The sequence below is a fragment of the Mesorhizobium sp. M0058 genome, from assembly GCF_040323095.1.
Lineage (GTDB): Bacteria > Pseudomonadota > Alphaproteobacteria > Rhizobiales > Rhizobiaceae > Mesorhizobium.
In genome coordinates, this window is the sequence record NZ_JAMYUQ010000001.1 from 14,327 (window position 1) to 31,625 (window position 17,299).

Consider the following 17,299-nt stretch of genomic DNA (forward strand, 5'->3'; position numbering starts at 1 on the left):
AGGGAATTGAGACCGTCGCATGGCAGAAATGATTTGCGAGCGGCGCTGGATCAAACAGATGGAACGTGATGTCGTCCGAGAACCGCTCCACACTTTTCGGCATCATGCTCTAAACGATCGGAAAACGGGATCATGGCGGCAAGGGATGTGCTGACGAAGAATCAGCTGAGCGTACTCGAAAAGCTCGAGGCCGCCAGCGGACCGCTCAGCGCCTATACGCTTCTCGACCAGCTGCGCGAGCGCGGTTTCCGCGCGCCGCTACAGGTTTACCGGGCACTCGACAGCCTGGTGAAGTCAGGCTTCGTGCACCGGTTGGAAAGCCTCAACTCCTTCGTCGCCTGCGCCGAACCGCACGACCATACGCATTCGATGACAGCCTTCGCTATCTGCGACACATGCGGGCAGGTGATGGAGATGTCCGACCATGACGTCGACCATCGGCTGGACGAATGGGTGCGCTCGACCGGGTTTGCTGCGAAGAAGGCGGTGATCGAGTTTCGCGGGACGTGTGCCAAGTGCCTGGCTGAGGCGGCTTAGCTTGCTTCCTACTTGAGCCGAGGCGGTGCGCTATTCTCGAATTCGTTCAAGAATGTCTCATAGACGACGTACCGCGTAGGCCCAGGTGTTAGCTGCTCCATAAGCAGGGGTTTCACCTCGTCGAGCCAAGATAATTTGCCAAGGCCAGACCCGATTTTTGGCAAGGCGATGGATTCTACCCGGTTTTTGTCGGCCCATTTCACAAGCCCGCGAACTGCTTTCCGTAAATAGGGAAGCGTGGCGTGATACATATCTGGCTGGGTTGCCAGATAAATGAAGCCCGGCTGATTGCCGTCTGGCTCCAATGTCCAGATATGACCCCCAATAAACCTGCCGGTCCGAGCATATTTCTTGAACGCAGCCTGCACATTCGGCCACTTTTTCGAAATCTTCAGCGCAAGTCCGGTGCCAAGGCCCTCTTGATTGCCCTCTGCCACGCCTTGAGCGATATAGCTTTCCTGGGCGGCCAGCAGGTCTCCGGTGACAAAGACAATCATCGCACCTTCAATGCGCCTCGTCCCAGTTGTTCGCTGCGCGGGCATCGACATGCAGCGGCACCGACATCGAGATGGCCGGCATCGGCGCGTTCTCCATCACCCTGCGCACCACGGGGATCGTCGCCTCGACTTCCGCTTCAACCGTCTCGAAGATCAATTCGTCATGCACCTGCAAGAGCATGCGGGCGGACAGGCCGGCCTTTTCCAGCGCCTCGTCCATATGCACCATGGCGCGGCGGATGATATCGGCAGCGGTGCCTTGCAGCCTGGCGTTGATCGAGGCGCGCTCGTTGAAGGCACGGATCGACGGGTTTGACGACCGGATCTCAGGATAGTGGATGCGGCGGCCGAAGATGGTTTCGACGAAGCCATGCTCGCGGGCATAGGCTTTTGTTGCCTCGATATAGTCGCGGATGCCGGGGAAACGCTCGAAGTATTTCTTGATGTAGGCGCCGGCCTCCTCGCGCGGGATCGACAGCTGGTTGGCCAGCCCAAAGGCCGAGATGCCGTAGATGATGCCGAAATTGATTGCCTTGGCGCGGCGGCGCACTTCGGAAGGCATGCCTTCGACCGGCACGTTGAACATTTCCGAGGCGGTGATGGCGTGGATGTCGGCGCCATCGGCGAAGGCCTGCTTCAGTTGCGGGATCTCGGCGACGTGGGCAAGCACGCGCAGTTCGATCTGGCTGTAGTCGGCCGAGACCAGTTTCTGGCCCTTGTCGGCGATGAAGGCCGTCCTGATCTTGCGTCCCTCCGCGGTGCGCACCGGGATGTTCTGCAGATTGGGATCGGATGAGGAAAGCCGGCCCGTCGTCGTCGCGGCCAGCGCATAGGAGGTGTGGACGCGCCTGGTGTCGGGATGGATGAAGCCCGGCAGCGCGTCGGTGTAGGTCGATTTCAGCTTGGTCAGCTGGCGCCAGTCGACGATCTTGCGCGGCAGTTCGTGGCCTTCGGCGGCGAGATCCTCCAGAAGCTGCGCGGAAGTCGACCATTGCCCGGTCTTGGTCTTGGAGCCGCCGGGCAGGCCCATGCGGCCGAACAGGATGTCGCCCAGCTGCTTTGGCGACCCGATGTTGATGCGCTCGCCGACAAGGCCGTAGATTTCCTCTTCCAGGCGTGCGGCGCCTTGCGCCAGCTCGCCGGAGAGCCGCGACAGGATCTGGCGGTCGACCGAGATGCCGCGCTGCTCCATCCGCGCCAGCACCGGCACCAGCGGCCGCTCCAGCCGCTCATAGACCGAGACCAGGCCCTTGGCGGCAAGTCGGGGCTTCAGCACCTGCCACAGCCGCAGCGCCACGTCGGCATGGCCGGCGGCGTAGGCGGTCGCCCGGTCGATGTCGACCTGGTCGAAGCCGACCGAGCTTCTGCCGGAACCGGCGAGATCCTTGAGCGGCGTCGTGGCATGGCCGAGCCATTTGTCGGCGAGCGAGGACAAAGTGTGGTGGCCGGTGCCGGCGTCGAGCACATAGGAAATCAACATCGTGTCGTCGAAGGGTGCGATATCGATGCCGTGGCGGCTCATGACGACGATGTCGTATTTGGCGTCCTGGGCGATCTTGAGCACCGATTTGTCTTCCAGCAGCGGCTTCAGCAGCGCCAGCGCCTCGCGGATCGGAATCTGGTTCTCCAGCGTGCCGCCGCCGAGCAGGTCGCCGGCGCCGCTCTTGTGGGCGAGCGGCACATAGGCGGCGCGGCCGGGGCCGATCGCCAGAGAGAAACCGATGAGGTCGGCCAGCATCGGATCGGAAGACGTGGTTTCGGTGTCGAAGGCGACGATGCCGGTCTCCTTGGCTTGGGCCAGCCATGTCTTGAGCGTCGCCGTGTCGCGGATGGCGACATAGGCGGCGGGATCGATTTTGGCCGCAGCGGCCGTTTCCAGGCGAAGTGCGGCAAGCAGCGAAGGGGCGTCGCCGGCTCTGGCGGTTTCGGTTTTGGCTTCATCCTGTGTTGCCGCAGGCGCCGCTATGCCGGAACCGACATCGGGGCCGTGCGCGGTGTCGGCGCGCTCGACGGTGACGGCGACAGCCTGCACATCGCCGGCTTCGGTGCTGGTCGCCTCGGCCACACGGCGGGTCAGCGAGGTGAATTCCATGGTTTTGAGAAAGCCGATCAGCTTCGGCCCATCCGGCGCATGCAGCACGAAATCGTCGAGCCCGTCGGTCACCGGCACGTCGTTCTTCAGCGTCACCAGCTGGCGCGATATGCGCGCCTTGTCGGCATTGGCGATGATCGATTCGCGCCTCTTGTCCTGCTTGATCTCGCTGGCCCGGGCGAGCAGCCCGTCAAGGTCGCCGAACTGTTCCAGAAGCTGCGCCGCCGTTTTCGGCCCGATGCCGGGTACGCCCGGCACATTGTCGACGGAGTCGCCGGTCAGCGCCTGCAGGTCGATCATCTTTTCCGGCGGCACGCCCCATTTCTCGATGACTTCGGGGATGCCGATCTGGCGGTCCTTCATCGGGTCGTACATGCCGACCGTGGGTCCGACCAGCTGCATCAGATCCTTGTCGGAGGAGATGATAGTGGTGTCGCCGCCGGCCTCGCACGCCAGCCTGGCATAAGTGGCGATGAGGTCGTCGGCCTCGTAGCCTTCGATCTCGATGCAAGGCAGGTTGAAGGCCACGGTTGCCTGGCGGATCAGACCGAATTGCGGGATCAGGTCTTCGGGCGGTGCGTTGCGGTTGGCCTTGTATTCCGGGTAAAGATCATTGCGGAAGGTTTTCGACGAATAATCGAAAATGACCGCTAAATGCGTCGGCACGATGCCTACATCGGTGTTGCGGGCGTCCTGCATCAGCTTCCACAACATGTTGCAGAAGCCGGAGACCGCGCCGACCGGCAGCCCATCGGATTTGCGGGTCAGCGGCGGCAGCGCATGATAGGCGCGAAAGATGTAGCCGGAGCCGTCGATAAGGAAGAGATGGTCGCCTTTTTTCATGCCGGCAGGGATAGCGCGCCGGGACGGCGCGGTCCATGGCAAAGGCGGGCTTCCAACAGGTGTTGCGGCGACATGCTGACAGAGCCTGCCTGCCGATAGGCCCTGCTGCTGTTTGCCTCGGCGCTCACGGCTATGTTACAAAAGTGTAATTTTTGTGCCCTTGAAACGCCACGATCCGAGACACAAATAAAGGTCATCGGCAGTTTTCGCCGAGTCCGGAGCAAGGCCCGTCCCCCGCCTATCCCGGACAATTGCGGCAGCCTATCCCCCCTCTCCGGGCTGCCGCATCGTTTCGAGTAAAAACCGCCGTGGTTCCCCTCCACCACGGCGGTTCTTTTTTGCCTTCTGACAAGTGTTTACGGTCCGTGGTCCAACGATCGCGGGCTTTTCGTTTTGATGCGCTGCCTTTACGGTCCCGGCACCGAAAAGAAAGGCCCGCAGTAATGTCCACTATTTCCTCCGTCCTAGACCGTCTCGATAAAAATCTCGACCATAGCCTGGAGCGCCTGTTCGGCCTGCTTCGCATCAAGTCGATCTCGACCGATTCCGACTATGCCGCCGACTGCCGCAAGGCCGCCGAATGGCTGGTGGCGGACCTCAAGCTGATCGGCTTCGACGCTTCGGTGCGCGACACGCCGGGACACCCGATGGTGGTTGCGCACCATGAAGGCCCCGCCGGCTCGCCGCATGTGCTGTTTTACGGCCATTACGACGTGCAGCCGGTCGATCCGATCGAGCTTTGGGAGAACGACCCGTTTGCGCCGGCGGTCAAGGAGATCGAGCCCGGTCACAAGGTAATCACCGGCCGTGGCTCGGCCGACGACAAGGGGCAGCTGATGACCTTCGTCGAGGCCTGCCGCGCCTGGAAGCAGGTGCATGGCAATCTGCCCTGCCGCATCACCATCCTGTTCGAGGGCGAGGAGGAGTCCGGTTCGCCGTCGCTCAAGCCGTTCCTCGAGGCCAATGCCGATGAGCTCAAGGCCGATTTCGCGCTGGTCTGCGACACCGGCATGTGGGACCGCGAGACGCCGTCGATCTGCGTTTCGCTGCGCGGAATGGTCGGCGAGGAGGTCACCGTCAAGGCCGCCGATCGCGACCTGCATTCGGGCCTCTATGGCGGCGCCGCCGCCAACCCGATCCGCATCCTGGCGAAAATCCTCGCCGACATCCATGACGAGAACGGCCACATCACCATTCCCGGCTTCTATGACGGGGTCGAGGAAACGCCGTCGCAGATCCTGAAATCATGGGAAACTCTGGGCGAGACCGCCGAAACCTTCCTCGGACCGATCGGCCTCTCGATCCCGTCGGGCGAAAAAGGCCGCTCGGTGATGGAACTGACCTGGGCGCGGCCGACGGCCGAGTTCAACGGCATCATCGGCGGCTATACCGGCAAGGGGTTCAAGACAGTGATCGCGGCGGAAGCGTCGTCGAAAATCTCCTTCCGCCTCGTCCACAAGCAGGACCCCGAGAAGATCCGCGCCGCTTTCCGGAAATTCGTCGAGGCGCGCATTCCCGGGGACTGTTCGGTCGAATTCCACCCGCATGGCGGCGGGCCGGCAATTCAGCTTTCCTACGACTCGCCATTCCTGACCAAGGCCAAGACTGCGCTGTCGGATGAATGGCCGAAGCCCGCTGTGACCACGGGCGGTGGTGGTTCCATTCCGGTGGTCGGCGACTTTCAGACCTATCTCGGCATGGAATCGCTGCTGGTCGGGTTCGGGCTCGACGACGACCGCATCCACTCGCCCAACGAGAAATACGAGCTGACCTCCTTCCACAAGGGCCAGCGCTCCTGGGCGCGCATTCTCGATGCGCTGACGCGCTGAGGAGGCTGGGAAGTTTTCTTGTTGATTTTTCAGCGGATCGCGGCGAGGACGAGTTACGCCGCGATCCGGAGACAACCATGGCCGACATCCGCTTCCACAAGAACGATCTGCCCGACCTCGCCCACTACAATGTCGACGCGGTGGCCATCGATACCGAGACGCTGGGCTTGAACCCGCACCGCGACCGGCTGTGCGTGGTGCAGATTTCGCCCGGCGATGGCTCCGCCGACGTGATCCAGATCGCGCCCGGCCAGAAGAAAGCGCCGAACCTCGTCAGCCTGCTGCGCAACCGCGGCATATCGAAACTGTTCCACTACGGCCGTTTCGACCTCGCCGTGCTCTACAACGCCTTCGGCGTCATGCCGGAGCCGGTGTTCTGCACCAAGATCGCCTCGCGGCTGACCCGCACCTATACCGACCGGCACGGCTTGAAGGACATCTGCTTCGAACTGCTTGGCGTCGGCCTGTCGAAGGCGCAGCAGTCGTCGGACTGGGCGGCCGAGACCCTGTCGCCCGAACAGCTCGAATATGCCGCTTCCGACGTTCTCTATCTGCACCGTCTGCGCGAGGTCCTGGCTGGACGCCTGGCGCGGGACGGGCGCACCAAGGAAGCCGACGCCTGCTTCTGCTTCCTGCCGACGCGTGCCAAGCTCGATTTGATGGGTTGGGACGAAGAGGATATTTTTGCCCACAGCTGATGGCCTTCAGATAACGCTTCCGGCAGCCTTGCAACCAGACACGCGTCGTGGCGTTCTGTCGACTCAATGAGGGGGATGACGTGGCAGACCGCAAACCGATAGCGACCGCCCCGACGGATGGATCCAAGGTCACTGTTCTGTGGAAGGACGGCGCCGGCGTCGTCAGCGAATCCGTCGGGCAATATCGCGACGGCGCCTGGTGGGTCTACACCGACAGCGATACCCAGAAAAAGGTCGACCCGACCAGCTGGCGGCCAGTCTCCAGCGACGATGACGACGATCAATGAGCGCCGCTAGCGGGTGCAACTGCTTTCGCATAGCCTGAAGTCGTTGATATCGAGGCCGATTCGGGGCCTTCCGCTCCGTAGCCTCTCTTCCTGGAGGAACGCGTCATGGGCATCGAAAGCCTTCTCATCTTCATCATAATCGGCGCCATTGCCGGCTGGCTCGCCGGCCTCATCGTCTCGGGCTTCGGCTTCGGCCTCATCGGCAACATCATCGTCGGCATTATCGGCGCCCTGATCGCCGGCTGGCTATTTCCAAGGCTCGGTTTCGCTATCGGCGGCGGCATTCTGGCTGCCATCATCAACGCCACGATCGGCGCCGTCATCCTGCTGGTGCTGGTCAAGGTTCTGAAGCGAGCTTGACGCTCTAAGTTTCATTCAACGCAATTCCTCAGGAGAAAGCCTGTGCTTTCCTGAAATTGCTGCCAAAGGAGCGCGCCGTGAAACAGAACACTCTCTATCTCCTTGTCGGCGCGCTCGTTGTCGTGGTCATCGCGCTCGGTGCATATGTCTATCACGAACAGACCAAGCCCAAGGGCGTCGAACTGAAGATCGACGACAAGGGCATTTCGATCCAGCAGAATTGAAATATTCGGGGTAGCCAGGGCCTCTGCCTTTTGCGGCAGACAGGCCGCGAGGATGCGGCTTTCGGACCCAGTTGGCGGCAGCGGATTTTAGAAATTCTTAAGGAATTTCAGAAGGGTGCATAAACCCTGCTTTAACGCGCCCTTAAAGGTAAGTCATTGATTTTATTGCAAAGTGTTACCGGTTCCATCTCCGGTAGGCGCCATCGCCAATTTGTGCGTAGCATATTCTGGGAACTCTGCCTCGGCCCACGCACTCAGCGGCTTAACCATAATGAGCGCATCATCGGCATAGCCGTTGCGGCTGTAGAAATTGTGTGTGCGCTCTTTGCCGAGAACCATTGAGATGCGGGTGATGTCGCAGCCGACACGCGCTGCTTCCTTCTCGATCCATCCCATCAGTTTGGCGCCGATACCAGCACTGCGCATATCAGCGTCGACAACCACATGGTCGGCCTCCGCCCACTTTCCTGCCCATAGCTGCACCCCTATCCAGAAGCCTGACATGCCGACCATTCTTTCACCGACGAAGGCGGCAATGCAGCGATAGTTGCCTTGGGCGATCATGGCGGTTAGGCGCTCCTGAAACATGTCCTCCGGCATGGATCCGGTTTGCTGATAAAGCGGGTAGATGGCCGCGATCTCTTCGAGCCCCACCAGTTCGCGAATGACGATGTCCATTTAAAGCCCTCCTCTCGCACCCAGGGGTCACGATACCGGTGGGCGTGACAGGGATTCAACCTGTGACCCATGCAATGTCAATGCGGTGCCAACAGAGCGGGAACGGAGCGAAAACATTCAAATGTTTCTGTGCCGTTTCTGTGCCAGAAGATGACGACGAAAAAAGCCCGTTGCCGCGATTGGCAACGGGCTTGAGCTATGGCGTCGGGTCAGGAGAGCAAAATGGAGACCCAACGACACGATGCGCCACGCCTCATGATCGACGTCTTAACCGAACCGCGACAATTCTAACCATCTTGTCGACGTGTGGATAACTTTGCTGGCGCGGGCCTACGGCAGGGAGAAGACGTGATTTGACCTTGGCGGAACGACCGCCAACGATGCGACGGCTTGGGAGGCGCGACATGCAAGTATGCAAAGACATGATTGTGGTGCCGCCGATCGGCGCACAATTCGAGACACCGGAATTCCTCGCCGAGATCAGCGCCCTGCTTGAGGATGCCTTTCCCGATTACGATTTCACCATCACCACCGTAAGCAAGTTTCGGGATGACAGCTTCGTGTTGATCCCCATGCTCGGCAGCGTCGGCGGTGAGGGCTCCGTTCTGGCGGCTTACCCAGACATGGCAGCGTTGCAGGAGATCGGCAATCTCCTATTCAAGCACATCCATCGGCCATCACCATCGCGACATTAGGTGCCGCACGTGGCCCCAATCCGTTCCCGGATCTCGGTCTCACCGTCTGCCTGGCGGCTAATCCTTTGGCGCATCCGCGACGCTATTGTCGTCGCGATGACCTTGACGAAGGCGCTTCAGCAGTTCGCGTGAGGATTGGATCGCCCTGCGCGATTGATCCATGTTCTGGCGAAACGTGGCGCGTTCCTCCATGGACTTCTGCCACTTCAGCAAGGTGGCCGTAGTCGCAGTGGCCGCTTGAGCGATATTTATGGGCGTTGCAACCATCGCTTCCTCCCAAAAAGGCAATGGTAAACGCAATCTTTATAGGCCCAACGAAACCCTTTCTGCAATCAAAAACGACCGTACTGATTCGTACGGCAAAATGGCTATTCGTGGGGGCGCTCGACGGCGGCTTCGTCGACCTCGGCTTCGATCTCGCCGTTGGCGGAGTTGGCTTGGATAAACCGTGTCGGATCAGGTGATGCTTCTCAGGCCCTAAATGGCCGGCGCGATGTTGCCGATGAGACAACAGTGAAACCCACGCCGGCGACTACGGGGAGGGACCCCGCCGTGATAGTTTAGGGCCGTTCGAACGACCCGCAATGCTTCGTAAAAAACGTACGCTCAAATGGAACGCATGAAGCTAAGCCTTGTCGAGAAGCGGGTTTCGCTTCGGCGCCGTGCTCGGCGCCAAGATGAGCGTGCGCGAATAACGCCACGAGCTTTCAAGGCGAAATGTCGTTGACAAACCTACTCATATTTTCTTTGGGCTTTCCGCTTCAGGAGGACCATCAGCAGCACGGTGCGCATTGCCTCATGCTGGCGGCCATCTATCTCCACCGTCCAGTCGTCAGGGGGATTGTGCCACGGGAAGTCTGAATCGCGCAAAGCCTCGCGAAACGTCTCAGGGTCAATCCCAACAGCGTTCGCCATCTCTGCGGCGGTAGTTACTCCGGCCATGCCACCTCCCGATGCTATGCGATAAGGCAGATAGGGCGATTGTTAGCAGGCTTCAAATACAACCGGCTGACCACTTCTGGCTTAAAAACTGTTAATCCCAAACCGTATTTGTTATTGAAAGCCCGCTTTCGTCGGCGCTATAGAACTCGACGTTGCCATTGCTTTTCGTAGGGAGGCTGTGATGGATAACGTGGTTCCTTTCCGCAAGGCCGTGCCTTGCGTCGAAGTGACAGAAACCTGCGGTGAATGGTTGGTTCGCGTGGTCGAGAATGATCAGGAAATTACCCGAACATTCGAGCTTGAATCGTTCGCGCTGTCCTTTGCGGAGGGCCAGCGGATACGCCTGCATCTCGACAAGTTCGTTCGCCTGTAGCTCTTGAAGAAGATCGCCGAGCGCGAACCACCCTACCCATCCGTAGGGAAATGGCCGGTGCAGTTGGGCATGCTCGTGGGGGCTTAACCGCACCGGCCGCTGCGGGAAGATATGATGTCCCCCGCGCTGCTTAAGATATAGGCATATTAGCAAGCCAGCAAATTATCTCGCAATGCCATCTTGAAGGCTCTACCGCGAAGCCAACCTTATTCCGGGAGAACGGACGGAATTGGTGAAGGTGATGTCGAACCCCGGTAGCAGTGAGCATCTTTGGGCTTTGGACCTTGCCGACCTGCGCAAGGAGTTTGGAAAGTTCGTTCAAGAGCGCGGCACAACGCCTCTTGAGTGGGACGAGCACACCAAGCTGTTCCTTAAAGAACGAAGGGAACGCTGTCAGGAACCGGATTCTTCCCAGCCGTTGGGGAATGGCTAGGTCGTCTTGGAATCAGCAACTTGTATCGAAATGGCACGGTCGCTCCGATCATGGCTGGTGGAAGAAAGAGCGCACATGCATCATCTTCGGGAGGAACTCGCCTCCGTACGGAGTGAGAGTGCTCACTCCCACCAGGAACGCATCAGATCCGAGCGCGTCAGGCCAGCGGGCTTTGTGATGGGATGGCCCGCGCCTGCTTCCGGACCCGAGAGATCGATGCCCGCGGAGATGCGCTAGGACAAGTCATTAACTTTCCGACGCGATAGATCGATCCGGTATTATGTAGCTGTCACCCCTGAAATGGCCAATCACCTGCTGGTGTCAACGGAAGGACTGGGTAAGCCCATAATCTGGCAGGTCAGAGTAAGCCTCCGAACGAGTGTTGCGCGCCAAGCCTAAGAAGAACGCCTAGACGTTTCACTATTGAGGGCCAGGTACCTCGGGTCGAGAATTGCGCCACTCGGAATCTTTAGCCCGTCAACATCAAAGGGCAAGAGAAGTTCAAGTTGGTCACGGTCTCGCGCAGCCCTTGTCCGGATTTTTGTTACGGCTGGCGGCGGCAACGGGGGCATTGCCGGGTAGCGCCCATCCAGCAAATCACCGACGGTCACGATCTGTACGCGGGGCAGTCTGCCGTGCGCAGACCGTTCCACAAACCCTGCGCCGGCAGCATCTGAAAGCATTGCCTTAGTTGGCTCTGCAAGAGTGACCAGAATGCCCATATTGGCGTCCTCTTCCCTTTGGACAACGCCGCTCAATTCCCGAACCATGGCTGGCCCGAGGTGTTCTCCGCCCTTCACAGAGACAATTATTCGCCCGAATCCGTACGGGCCGTTTGCAAAATAGATGTTTCCATCAATGCCCCTATCGGCTCCCTTCTTTGATTCATAGGTCTGCGCACCAAGCAGCCAAGAAGCCCACCATTGAAATTGGTGTTTGTCGCGCCGCGCGAGATCACGTGCGCCAGCAAGATCGGTCGGCCTTCCGCTTACTTCGAATTTTTGGACGTTCTCTATTTTTCTTAAGCGGCGTTCGATCAACGTTATGGCATAGTGGGTCACGTCAATTCCGATCCACTTCCGATTGAGTCGCTCTGCCGCTTCAACGCTTGTGCCGCAGCCGCAAAATGGGTCGAGCACGATGTCGCCGGGATTCGATGAGGCATTCAAAATTCGTTCAAGCAGAGCGAGAGGCTTTTGGGTTGGATATCCGAGCCTTTCACGCGCCTGTGAATTCACCGGGAAGATATCAGTCCAGAGATTGTCGACAATCTCGCCCTTCTGCTCATCTAGGTAGCGAATGAGATACGGCACACCATTGCGAGACCAGTAAATACGATTCGCCCGGTCTATTTCGGCAAGTTTCTCACGAACGACCCTCCAGCCGTGAGGCGGCGTAAATCCGTTGTATTCGTATACCAAGTTCGGTCTCGGCCCCATACTCTGGGATCGAATAATGTTGTCATGACGGTAATGCCTCCGTTGTGCGTCAACGTGGCGATAGTGGCTCGCTTTGTAAGATTCCGAGTGCTCGCCGTATTGGGTATTCCATGTCGCTTTGTCCGATTTTGCATAAAAGAAGATCGTATCCGTAACGCGGCTAAAGCCAGATTTTGTATCGCTATGGGCCGTGGTCCGCTTCCAGATGATTTCGTTCCGATAATTCCTTGGCCCGAAAATGGTGTCTAACAGCATTTTTAGGTAGTGACTGGCCGTTGAGTCACAGTGAAGATAGAGCGACCCAGTCGGTTTCAGTGTGCGGTGTAATTCAATCAAACGGACGGCCATCATAGCGAGGTAGGCCATCATCGAATTGTCGCCAAGCCAAGCGCGGAAGGCCCGAAGGACAAGCGCCAAGTCATCCCCTTCGCGCATGACATCATCAAATGCTATGGCCGCAGATTCTCCCCACGACCAGGTATCGCGAAACGCCTCTGCTTGCGCCTCGGATGGTATGCCGGCGCCCTCTTTGAATAGGACATTGTAGTTGGCATTCGAATTGAAAGGAGGGTCTAGATAGACAAGATCAACGCTCTCGTCTTTGACCTGCCTTCGCAGAACGTCAAGGTTGTCACCGAAGAATAGCTTGTTCATAGCTTCTGTCCCCGACAACAGAGTTGCAGGTTGTAGTTAAATCTTCGAAAATTCAGGAATTATTAACGAATGGCTAGAGTGCGCGCCTATAGGGCGGCGCGACTTGACAGCGCTCTGGACTCCCCAAAGTGTTCGACGCATTCTCTCGTTGGAGAGAGGGTTATGGGCCTCCAAAGGCAGAAGCTTGTAAGGCGGCGTCGGCGTTCGCTGTTAGATCAGCGGGCGCTAATCCCGGTTTTGCTTTGTGGCGTTGCCGGAGCCAGCTACTTCATGCCACAAGCCGAACTGCATCCTCTGCCGACCGTGCATCGGCAGGGCGACTCCCCAGCGTCCCGAGCGCCGGTTGGCTGCAACATCAAGGGTAATATCAGCGTCGAGACAGGCGAGCGCATCTATCACATGCCAGGTCAGCGCTATTACAACACAACAGTCGTCAACCCAGCCAAGGGCGAGCGCTGGTTTTGCTCCCAATGGCAAGCTTGGTGGGCGGGGTGGCGGAAGGCTAAGGTGTAACATTCCCCTACGGCTGGGTAGCCAAGCGCTGCGCTTGAAATCGTAGCGTGGTTGCGCGACTGTCTCGCCAGCGTGAGGCGAGCAACCCAAATGAAACGTATGGAAAAGGCACCCTTTGTGCCGACCGAAATTCGCGTTGCCACGGTTCGGGCCAAAGACGGCGTTCTCGGAGTTCTTTCCATTCAGACAACGGAAGGTCGCTTGGATATTGCCCTCGACCTAACAACAGCAGACGCTATCGTGGACGTATCAACAGCATTCGCTCAAAGTTGGATTCGCTCGATAGCAGCTTACTCTGATCTTGGCTGGGTAGCGCCCTTATCGGAATAGAGAAACCCGCCGCTGAGGGGGGACCATGGCGGCGGGTTCTGCACCTTGAATAGAGCGGCCATATTCCTGAGAAAGCCGCTGCACGACATAAACCCGCAGATGCGGCTCTTGTTCCAAACAATTTTAAGCACCAGCCTGTCTCGGACCCACATACCCGTGCGCAGTTCCGTACAGGACATTGTAATTGGCATTAGCCGCCACGCATCACCCGCCAAATATCTGACCAGTAGGCCGTGACCAGGGAGGCCAAGGCGGCCGCTGCCATACCGGTCACGCCCAAGGCACCTAGGCCCATCAGCTTCCATCTGGTCACCTCGGCAGTGACGGCTTTCACCTCCGTCATATCTTCGCTGAGGGATCTCACCGCGCCTTCAGTTTCGGCAAGCCGCTCCACCAGCTCGTCGGTCTTCGCGTACATCTTCGACCGGCTGGCAGCGGCGCGCTGTTCAGACTGCTCATAAGAGAGCGCGGCCCTGGCATCGCTGTCTTTGATATCGCGCCGGATCTCGGTTACGTCCCGCTGGACGCCCTCCATAGCGGCGACGAGGCCGCCTACCATCATCTCTAGGCTCTTCGTCGCCGATGTTGCCATGTCAGGCTTCCCAGCCGCAGAGCTTTTCGCCCTTGAGATTGTGGGCGAGCGCGTCTCTTGCCTCAACAACGGTCATGTCCTCGACCGGGTTGCGGTTCGGCTCCTCGATATCGCAGAATGAACCGCCCGCGTGCTGACAGGCGCCGAGCGCCATGAAGGCGACAAGCGCTAGGACTTTGGGCGTGACCATCTGGCCTGTCCTTTCAGCACTTCGGCGTCACTCATGCCGGCGACGGCCTGGTCGATCTTGTCGGATTCGGTGCGGGCCGCCAGCCGCTCGGCGTCATGCTTGGCCTGCTCTGCCTTGGCTCCGGAAAGCCTGCCCTTGATCCAAGCACCGATGGCAAGGACAACGCCGGCACCAATGGCCATGACGGTGGGATTGAGAAAGAATCCTTCGAGGCCGGCGATGATGAGTTCGGCCATCTCACTTCTCCTCGGCCGGCGGTGGAGGCGCAACCATGCCGGTCGGGCCATCGCGCACGGCGTTGATCACCAGCTTGAGCAAAGCCAGCGCGCCGCTGATCTGCAATGCCGTGCGATCGGTGAGGCCGAACATGGTCCAGTCGAAGCCGACGAGCGCGCCACCGCAAACGACGGTGATCAGCACGTTCAGGAGGTTGTGGAAGCTGTTGGTGTTGAACCACTTCATGGTCATTTCCTTCCGAAGAGGGCTTTGAGGATAGCGAACAGGCCCGCCCAAAACGGATTGCGCTCGACATAGGCCGGATCAGGAGCGGCAGGAGGCGCTACGGGTGGCTGTGGAGCCGGGATGGGCTTCGCGGGCGCCGGCTGTATCGTCATCGACCGTGACGCCCGGCGCACGCTCTCGACGCGAGAGGCCCAGCCCTTGCCGAAGGTGGGCCATGTCTTGAGCCCCTTCTGGAAGGTCAGCCGATTGTCGCAGAGAGCGTCGATGACCGCGCCGGGTGACTTCTTGCCTAGCGCGGCCATGGTGGCAGGGCCTATGCGCCCGTCCTGCGCCACACCGACCACGGCTTGCAGATACTTCGCAGCTCGGCTCGGGCCGCTGTTGACCGCGAAGTCAAAGGTGGCATAATCGACACCATCGGGTAGTTCGGCGCCAGCGACCGCATCCCAATAAAAGCGGCGATAAACAGTGGCGATCTGCGCATCGGTGATATGGCGCAGATCGTCCTTCGTCGCATCCGCCTTCACATAGCGGCGGAAATTGGCAATGGTAACGCCCTTCATGGTGGCGCCGCCCGGATCGGCCGGATTGTCCGACCAGAGCCCTTCCGATTTGAGAACGAGCGCGAGCGCCCGCACGAAATTGCGGTCCATGTGTAAGCCTCTTGAGGTTGCATTTGAAAGAAGGTAACCGCTCTTTAGCGGTCAGGGCGGGATGTCTAAATGTCAGTATTTTCTAAGTGGTTCAAAGACGCGCGCGCGAAACTGCCCGATAATGTGTCCGTCGGCCGCCACACCTACGGCGTCACTTGGCGGAAGGTGCTTTTCCCGACTAATGAAGCGCCCCTAAATGTGGGTAGCTTCTGCTCTGTTGCTGGCCAAGTGCTGTTCATGTGCACCGGCCAACACCAGACGAAGAGTGCCACTTCATTCCCGATCTATAGCCGCGTCCTGAAGCAGCCTGAGCCTTTACCCAACGCTGGGAAGCCTGGGGGCATCACGATCGGCAACGATGTTTGGATTGGCCACGGCGCCATCATATTGCCAGGCGTGACAGTCGGCGACGGCGCTGTTGTGGGTGCCGGCTCCGTCGTCACTAAGTCTGTCGAGCCCTATGCGATAGTGGCCGGCAATCGTGCACAAGTTATCCGCAGTCGGTTCCCTGCTGATACCGTTGCGCAATTGCTGGAAATACAGTGGTGGTTATGGGACGAGGATAAGATCAAGAGCGAGGCAGCTACTCTCAGCGGTCCGATCGAGGTTTTCATTGCAAAGCACGCTACTCGAATAAAGTCAGTGTCGACCCCGAAGCTCTAGTAATCTGCGCCGTAGGCGCGTGAGGCGACGCAGTTTCACAAGAGGTGGCGTACGGTTGCACCGAGGTGAGTGGTGATGAAGGACGTTTTCGGTTACATCGCGTATGGCGGAAACGAATTGTACCATCGCGGCGCGTTGCTGAGCGCCCTCAAGCTTTTGTATCATTGTCCAGAAGCAAAGATCATTATTGCGACGGACAGGCCCGAATTGTTTGTCGACTATCCCATGGAGACGTTGCTTCTGACTGACATGCAGAAAGAGGCTTGGTCCTTCAGCGGTCAATATCATTTTGGCATCAAGGCCCGGGCGCTGATCAAATTACTGAGGATGACCGACCGCCTCATCTTCATGGACTCAGACCACTACCCAGCAGGATTTCTATCCCTTGGCTTCGAAAGCATTTCGCCTAAGCATTCAGTGATGCGACGCCTAGAGAAACCCCACAAATGGACGCCTGTGCTGGAAGGGGAAGGCCTTCGGATCGGCGAACATGTTATCACGGGCCGCGAACCTATGTGGCAAAGTGGCATTCTCGGAGTGCATCGAGACAATCTTCCCGCTCTGATGGACGCGTATCCACCGATGCTTGCTGTCCATCAGATATCGAAAATTGACGCTGCGGAGCAGTTCTGCATCGGCATAGCCTTGTCCTTGGGGGGGCGGACGATCAGCCCCCATAAGCTCAAGATCAGGGACTATAATACACGAGGGAAGAAGGCGTTCGCAGAACCTCGTGTATATCGCTTCTTCGATGCATACGCTGCCGAGCCCGTTGCACGGCAAATCGTCGAAGCTGGCCGATATCGAATGTGGCGGACGCCGGTGGATATCATTCGCCAAAAACTCAAGGCGCGAGGATGACCGCAGGATCAAGCCCAAGAGCACGGACTAGTCCGACTGCGTCAGGATCGTCGCTGTAAACTTCCGGCCGATCCGGCGCGAACCAGCGGGCAAAATAGATTGGGTTGCCCGCCAGGGCGGCATAGGCCTGCGACATCTTGCCAGCCTCAATAATCCGAGCCTGCACAACCGATTTTGGCACCATGCGACGCTCAGCAGGCGGCGCGCTCCACGCTTTGCCATCCCAGACTTGGCGGGCATCTGCCGGGGCCTCCAAGACCTCAATGCCATTTTCAGGCAGCACGACGCCTTCACCGTCGAAGCCGCCGAGATAGACGCCATCGGCGTCGACGAAAAATTTGGTCATATCTACCGGTCCCTTACCCAGAAATTGTGATTGATGTATGTGTTGGCCAAGCACGCTCTTTTTGCGATGAGGCGAAGATGTTCTATTTGGGGTTGGCGATCGGCTTTG

25 protein-coding genes are annotated in these 17,299 nt (G+C 58.9%); 13 read left to right on the forward strand and 12 right to left on the reverse strand.

The annotated features are described in order from the left end of the window. Positions 1–132 precede the first annotated feature (132 nt). Positions 133–537, forward strand: coding sequence for a Fur family transcriptional regulator (locus NKJ75_RS00050; protein WP_023669789.1), 405 nt, complete (start codon positions 133–135; stop codon positions 535–537). Between the two features lie 8 nt (positions 538–545). On the opposite strand, the gene NKJ75_RS00055 is transcribed toward NKJ75_RS00050, so the two are convergent. Continuing rightward, complete coding sequence (locus NKJ75_RS00055; RefSeq protein ID WP_023691986.1) at positions 546–1,034, reverse strand: macro domain-containing protein; 489 nt, start codon at positions 1,032–1,034, stop codon at positions 546–548. A 7-nt stretch (positions 1,035–1,041) separates the two neighbouring features. Beyond that, entirely contained in the window at positions 1,042–3,969 is a 2,928-nt protein-coding gene (gene polA / locus NKJ75_RS00060; RefSeq protein WP_352499162.1) for a DNA polymerase I, read from the reverse strand. A 443-nt stretch (positions 3,970–4,412) separates the two neighbouring features. Between polA and NKJ75_RS00065 the strand changes: the two genes are divergently transcribed. The 5 genes from NKJ75_RS00065 to NKJ75_RS00085 all read left to right on the forward strand — a co-directional run bounded on the left by NKJ75_RS00065 (position 4,413) and on the right by NKJ75_RS00085 (position 7,367). After that, positions 4,413–5,798 carry a M20/M25/M40 family metallo-hydrolase gene (locus NKJ75_RS00065; RefSeq protein ID WP_023835013.1) on the forward strand — a complete coding sequence of 462 codons (1,386 nt, stop codon included), beginning with the start codon at positions 4,413–4,415 and terminating at the stop codon, positions 5,796–5,798. 77 nt (positions 5,799–5,875) lie between these two features. After that, on the forward strand, positions 5,876–6,496 hold the full coding sequence (locus tag NKJ75_RS00070; protein WP_023835012.1) for a ribonuclease D: 621 nt from the start codon (positions 5,876–5,878) through the stop codon (positions 6,494–6,496). Positions 6,497–6,576: 80 nt separating this feature from the next. Then, complete coding sequence (locus NKJ75_RS00075; RefSeq protein ID WP_023683046.1) at positions 6,577–6,783, forward strand: hypothetical protein; 207 nt, start codon at positions 6,577–6,579, stop codon at positions 6,781–6,783. Positions 6,784–6,888: 105 nt separating this feature from the next. Next, on the forward strand, positions 6,889–7,143 hold the full coding sequence (locus tag NKJ75_RS00080; protein ID WP_023704219.1) for a GlsB/YeaQ/YmgE family stress response membrane protein: 255 nt from the start codon (positions 6,889–6,891) through the stop codon (positions 7,141–7,143). A 77-nt stretch (positions 7,144–7,220) separates the two neighbouring features. Then, positions 7,221–7,367: a hypothetical protein gene (locus NKJ75_RS00085; RefSeq protein WP_023686592.1), complete on the forward strand. Its 147-nt coding sequence runs from the start codon at positions 7,221–7,223 to the stop codon at positions 7,365–7,367. A gap of 162 nt (positions 7,368–7,529) precedes the next feature. On the opposite strand, the gene NKJ75_RS00090 is transcribed toward NKJ75_RS00085, so the two are convergent. Further along, on the reverse strand, positions 7,530–8,045 hold the full coding sequence (locus NKJ75_RS00090) for a GNAT family N-acetyltransferase (protein WP_023820516.1): 516 nt from the start codon (positions 8,043–8,045) through the stop codon (positions 7,530–7,532). Positions 8,046–8,449: 404 nt separating this feature from the next. On the opposite strand from NKJ75_RS00090, the gene NKJ75_RS00095 reads away from it, so the two are divergent. Then, entirely contained in the window at positions 8,450–8,740 is a 291-nt protein-coding gene (locus NKJ75_RS00095) for a hypothetical protein (protein WP_352498992.1), read from the forward strand. A 57-nt stretch (positions 8,741–8,797) separates the two neighbouring features. Here the strand turns inward: NKJ75_RS00095 and NKJ75_RS00100 are convergent, their stop codons facing one another. Continuing rightward, complete coding sequence (locus NKJ75_RS00100) at positions 8,798–9,007, reverse strand: hypothetical protein (protein ID WP_352498993.1); 210 nt, start codon at positions 9,005–9,007, stop codon at positions 8,798–8,800. Between the two features lie 465 nt (positions 9,008–9,472). Continuing rightward, positions 9,473–9,682 (reverse strand): hypothetical protein, encoded by a 210-nt coding sequence (locus tag NKJ75_RS00105; protein WP_352498994.1) that lies wholly within the window; start codon positions 9,680–9,682, stop codon positions 9,473–9,475. Positions 9,683–9,863: 181 nt separating this feature from the next. Between NKJ75_RS00105 and NKJ75_RS00110 the strand changes: the two genes are divergently transcribed. Continuing rightward, positions 9,864–10,055, forward strand: coding sequence for a hypothetical protein (locus tag NKJ75_RS00110; RefSeq protein ID WP_023807180.1), 192 nt, complete (start codon positions 9,864–9,866; stop codon positions 10,053–10,055). Positions 10,056–10,284: 229 nt separating this feature from the next. Further along, positions 10,285–10,488 (forward strand): hypothetical protein, encoded by a 204-nt coding sequence (locus NKJ75_RS00115; RefSeq protein WP_023820521.1) that lies wholly within the window; start codon positions 10,285–10,287, stop codon positions 10,486–10,488. Positions 10,489–10,883: 395 nt separating this feature from the next. Here the strand turns inward: NKJ75_RS00115 and NKJ75_RS00120 are convergent, their stop codons facing one another. Further along, on the reverse strand, positions 10,884–12,581 hold the full coding sequence (locus NKJ75_RS00120; RefSeq protein ID WP_352498995.1) for a DNA methyltransferase: 1,698 nt from the start codon (positions 12,579–12,581) through the stop codon (positions 10,884–10,886). 162 nt (positions 12,582–12,743) lie between these two features. Here NKJ75_RS00120 and NKJ75_RS00125 point away from each other — a divergent pair, with 162 nt between their 5' ends. Both NKJ75_RS00125 and NKJ75_RS00130 read left to right on the forward strand, forming a co-directional pair. Continuing rightward, the gene (locus tag NKJ75_RS00125) at positions 12,744–13,094 is read left to right on the forward strand and encodes a sunset domain-containing protein (protein ID WP_023820523.1); all 351 of its coding nucleotides are present in this window, start codon (positions 12,744–12,746) and stop codon (positions 13,092–13,094) included. Positions 13,095–13,184: 90 nt separating this feature from the next. Next, positions 13,185–13,424: a hypothetical protein gene (locus NKJ75_RS00130; RefSeq protein WP_352498996.1), complete on the forward strand. Its 240-nt coding sequence runs from the start codon at positions 13,185–13,187 to the stop codon at positions 13,422–13,424. A 190-nt stretch (positions 13,425–13,614) separates the two neighbouring features. Here the strand turns inward: NKJ75_RS00130 and NKJ75_RS00135 are convergent, their stop codons facing one another. The 5 genes from NKJ75_RS00135 to NKJ75_RS00155 are packed head-to-tail and all read right to left on the reverse strand — an operon-like array spanning position 13,615 to position 15,306. Continuing rightward, the gene (locus NKJ75_RS00135; protein ID WP_023707603.1) at positions 13,615–14,016 is read right to left on the reverse strand and encodes a DUF1515 family protein; all 402 of its coding nucleotides are present in this window, start codon (positions 14,014–14,016) and stop codon (positions 13,615–13,617) included. Position 14,017: 1 nt separating this feature from the next. Beyond that, positions 14,018–14,206, reverse strand: coding sequence for a hypothetical protein (locus NKJ75_RS00140; protein ID WP_023691817.1), 189 nt, complete (start codon positions 14,204–14,206; stop codon positions 14,018–14,020). Beyond that, the gene (locus NKJ75_RS00145) at positions 14,185–14,442 is read right to left on the reverse strand and encodes a hypothetical protein (protein ID WP_023691816.1); all 258 of its coding nucleotides are present in this window, start codon (positions 14,440–14,442) and stop codon (positions 14,185–14,187) included. Before NKJ75_RS00145 ends, NKJ75_RS00140 begins: the two co-directional genes overlap by 22 nt. 1 nt (position 14,443) lies before the next feature. Further along, positions 14,444–14,668 carry a hypothetical protein gene (locus NKJ75_RS00150; RefSeq protein WP_031195962.1) on the reverse strand — a complete coding sequence of 75 codons (225 nt, stop codon included), beginning with the start codon at positions 14,666–14,668 and terminating at the stop codon, positions 14,444–14,446. A 2-nt stretch (positions 14,669–14,670) separates the two neighbouring features. Continuing rightward, on the reverse strand, positions 14,671–15,306 hold the full coding sequence (locus NKJ75_RS00155) for a glycoside hydrolase family 108 protein (protein ID WP_352498997.1): 636 nt from the start codon (positions 15,304–15,306) through the stop codon (positions 14,671–14,673). An 84-nt stretch (positions 15,307–15,390) separates the two neighbouring features. Here NKJ75_RS00155 and NKJ75_RS00160 point away from each other — a divergent pair, with 84 nt between their 5' ends. After that, on the forward strand, positions 15,391–15,984 hold the full coding sequence (locus NKJ75_RS00160; RefSeq protein ID WP_023691813.1) for a CatB-related O-acetyltransferase: 594 nt from the start codon (positions 15,391–15,393) through the stop codon (positions 15,982–15,984). A 75-nt stretch (positions 15,985–16,059) separates the two neighbouring features. After that, positions 16,060–16,845 (forward strand): hypothetical protein, encoded by a 786-nt coding sequence (locus NKJ75_RS00165; RefSeq protein WP_023707605.1) that lies wholly within the window; start codon positions 16,060–16,062, stop codon positions 16,843–16,845. On the opposite strand, the gene NKJ75_RS00170 is transcribed toward NKJ75_RS00165, so the two are convergent. Next, positions 16,829–17,191 (reverse strand): hypothetical protein, encoded by a 363-nt coding sequence (locus tag NKJ75_RS00170; RefSeq protein ID WP_352498998.1) that lies wholly within the window; start codon positions 17,189–17,191, stop codon positions 16,829–16,831. The two genes, NKJ75_RS00165 and NKJ75_RS00170, sit on opposite strands and share 17 nt — an antisense overlap. Between the last annotated feature and the right edge of the window lie 108 nt (positions 17,192–17,299).

Bases quoted from the DNA above. Each gene is read 5' to 3' on its own strand.
- NKJ75_RS00090 (WP_023820516.1), bottom strand. From the start codon at position 8,045: ATGGACATCGTCATTCGCGAACTGGTGGGGCTCGAAGAGATCGCGGCC.
- NKJ75_RS00130 (WP_352498996.1), top strand. From the start codon at position 13,185: ATGAAACGTATGGAAAAGGCACCCTTTGTGCCGACCGAAATTCGCGTT.
- polA (WP_352499162.1), bottom strand. From the start codon at position 3,969: ATGAAAAAAGGCGACCATCTCTTCCTTATCGACGGCTCCGGCTACATC.
- NKJ75_RS00080 (WP_023704219.1), top strand. From the start codon at position 6,889: ATGGGCATCGAAAGCCTTCTCATCTTCATCATAATCGGCGCCATTGCC.
- NKJ75_RS00070 (WP_023835012.1), top strand. From the start codon at position 5,876: ATGGCCGACATCCGCTTCCACAAGAACGATCTGCCCGACCTCGCCCAC.
- NKJ75_RS00140 (WP_023691817.1), bottom strand. From the start codon at position 14,206: ATGGTCACGCCCAAAGTCCTAGCGCTTGTCGCCTTCATGGCGCTCGGC.
- NKJ75_RS00105 (WP_352498994.1), bottom strand. From the start codon at position 9,682: ATGGCCGGAGTAACTACCGCCGCAGAGATGGCGAACGCTGTTGGGATT.
- NKJ75_RS00135 (WP_023707603.1), bottom strand. From the start codon at position 14,016: ATGGCAACATCGGCGACGAAGAGCCTAGAGATGATGGTAGGCGGCCTC.
- NKJ75_RS00050 (WP_023669789.1), top strand. From the start codon at position 133: ATGGCGGCAAGGGATGTGCTGACGAAGAATCAGCTGAGCGTACTCGAA.
- NKJ75_RS00120 (WP_352498995.1), bottom strand. From the start codon at position 12,581: ATGAACAAGCTATTCTTCGGTGACAACCTTGACGTTCTGCGAAGGCAG.
- NKJ75_RS00055 (WP_023691986.1), bottom strand. From the start codon at position 1,034: ATGATTGTCTTTGTCACCGGAGACCTGCTGGCCGCCCAGGAAAGCTAT.
- NKJ75_RS00110 (WP_023807180.1), top strand. From the start codon at position 9,864: ATGGATAACGTGGTTCCTTTCCGCAAGGCCGTGCCTTGCGTCGAAGTG.
- NKJ75_RS00065 (WP_023835013.1), top strand. From the start codon at position 4,413: ATGTCCACTATTTCCTCCGTCCTAGACCGTCTCGATAAAAATCTCGAC.
- NKJ75_RS00165 (WP_023707605.1), top strand. From the start codon at position 16,060: ATGAAGGACGTTTTCGGTTACATCGCGTATGGCGGAAACGAATTGTAC.
- NKJ75_RS00150 (WP_031195962.1), bottom strand. From the start codon at position 14,668: ATGAAGTGGTTCAACACCAACAGCTTCCACAACCTCCTGAACGTGCTG.
- NKJ75_RS00145 (WP_023691816.1), bottom strand. From the start codon at position 14,442: ATGGCCGAACTCATCATCGCCGGCCTCGAAGGATTCTTTCTCAATCCC.
- NKJ75_RS00100 (WP_352498993.1), bottom strand. From the start codon at position 9,007: ATGGTTGCAACGCCCATAAATATCGCTCAAGCGGCCACTGCGACTACG.
- NKJ75_RS00170 (WP_352498998.1), bottom strand. From the start codon at position 17,191: ATGACCAAATTTTTCGTCGACGCCGATGGCGTCTATCTCGGCGGCTTC.
- NKJ75_RS00095 (WP_352498992.1), top strand. From the start codon at position 8,450: ATGCAAGTATGCAAAGACATGATTGTGGTGCCGCCGATCGGCGCACAA.
- NKJ75_RS00125 (WP_023820523.1), top strand. From the start codon at position 12,744: ATGGGCCTCCAAAGGCAGAAGCTTGTAAGGCGGCGTCGGCGTTCGCTG.
- NKJ75_RS00160 (WP_023691813.1), top strand. From the start codon at position 15,391: ATGTCAGTATTTTCTAAGTGGTTCAAAGACGCGCGCGCGAAACTGCCC.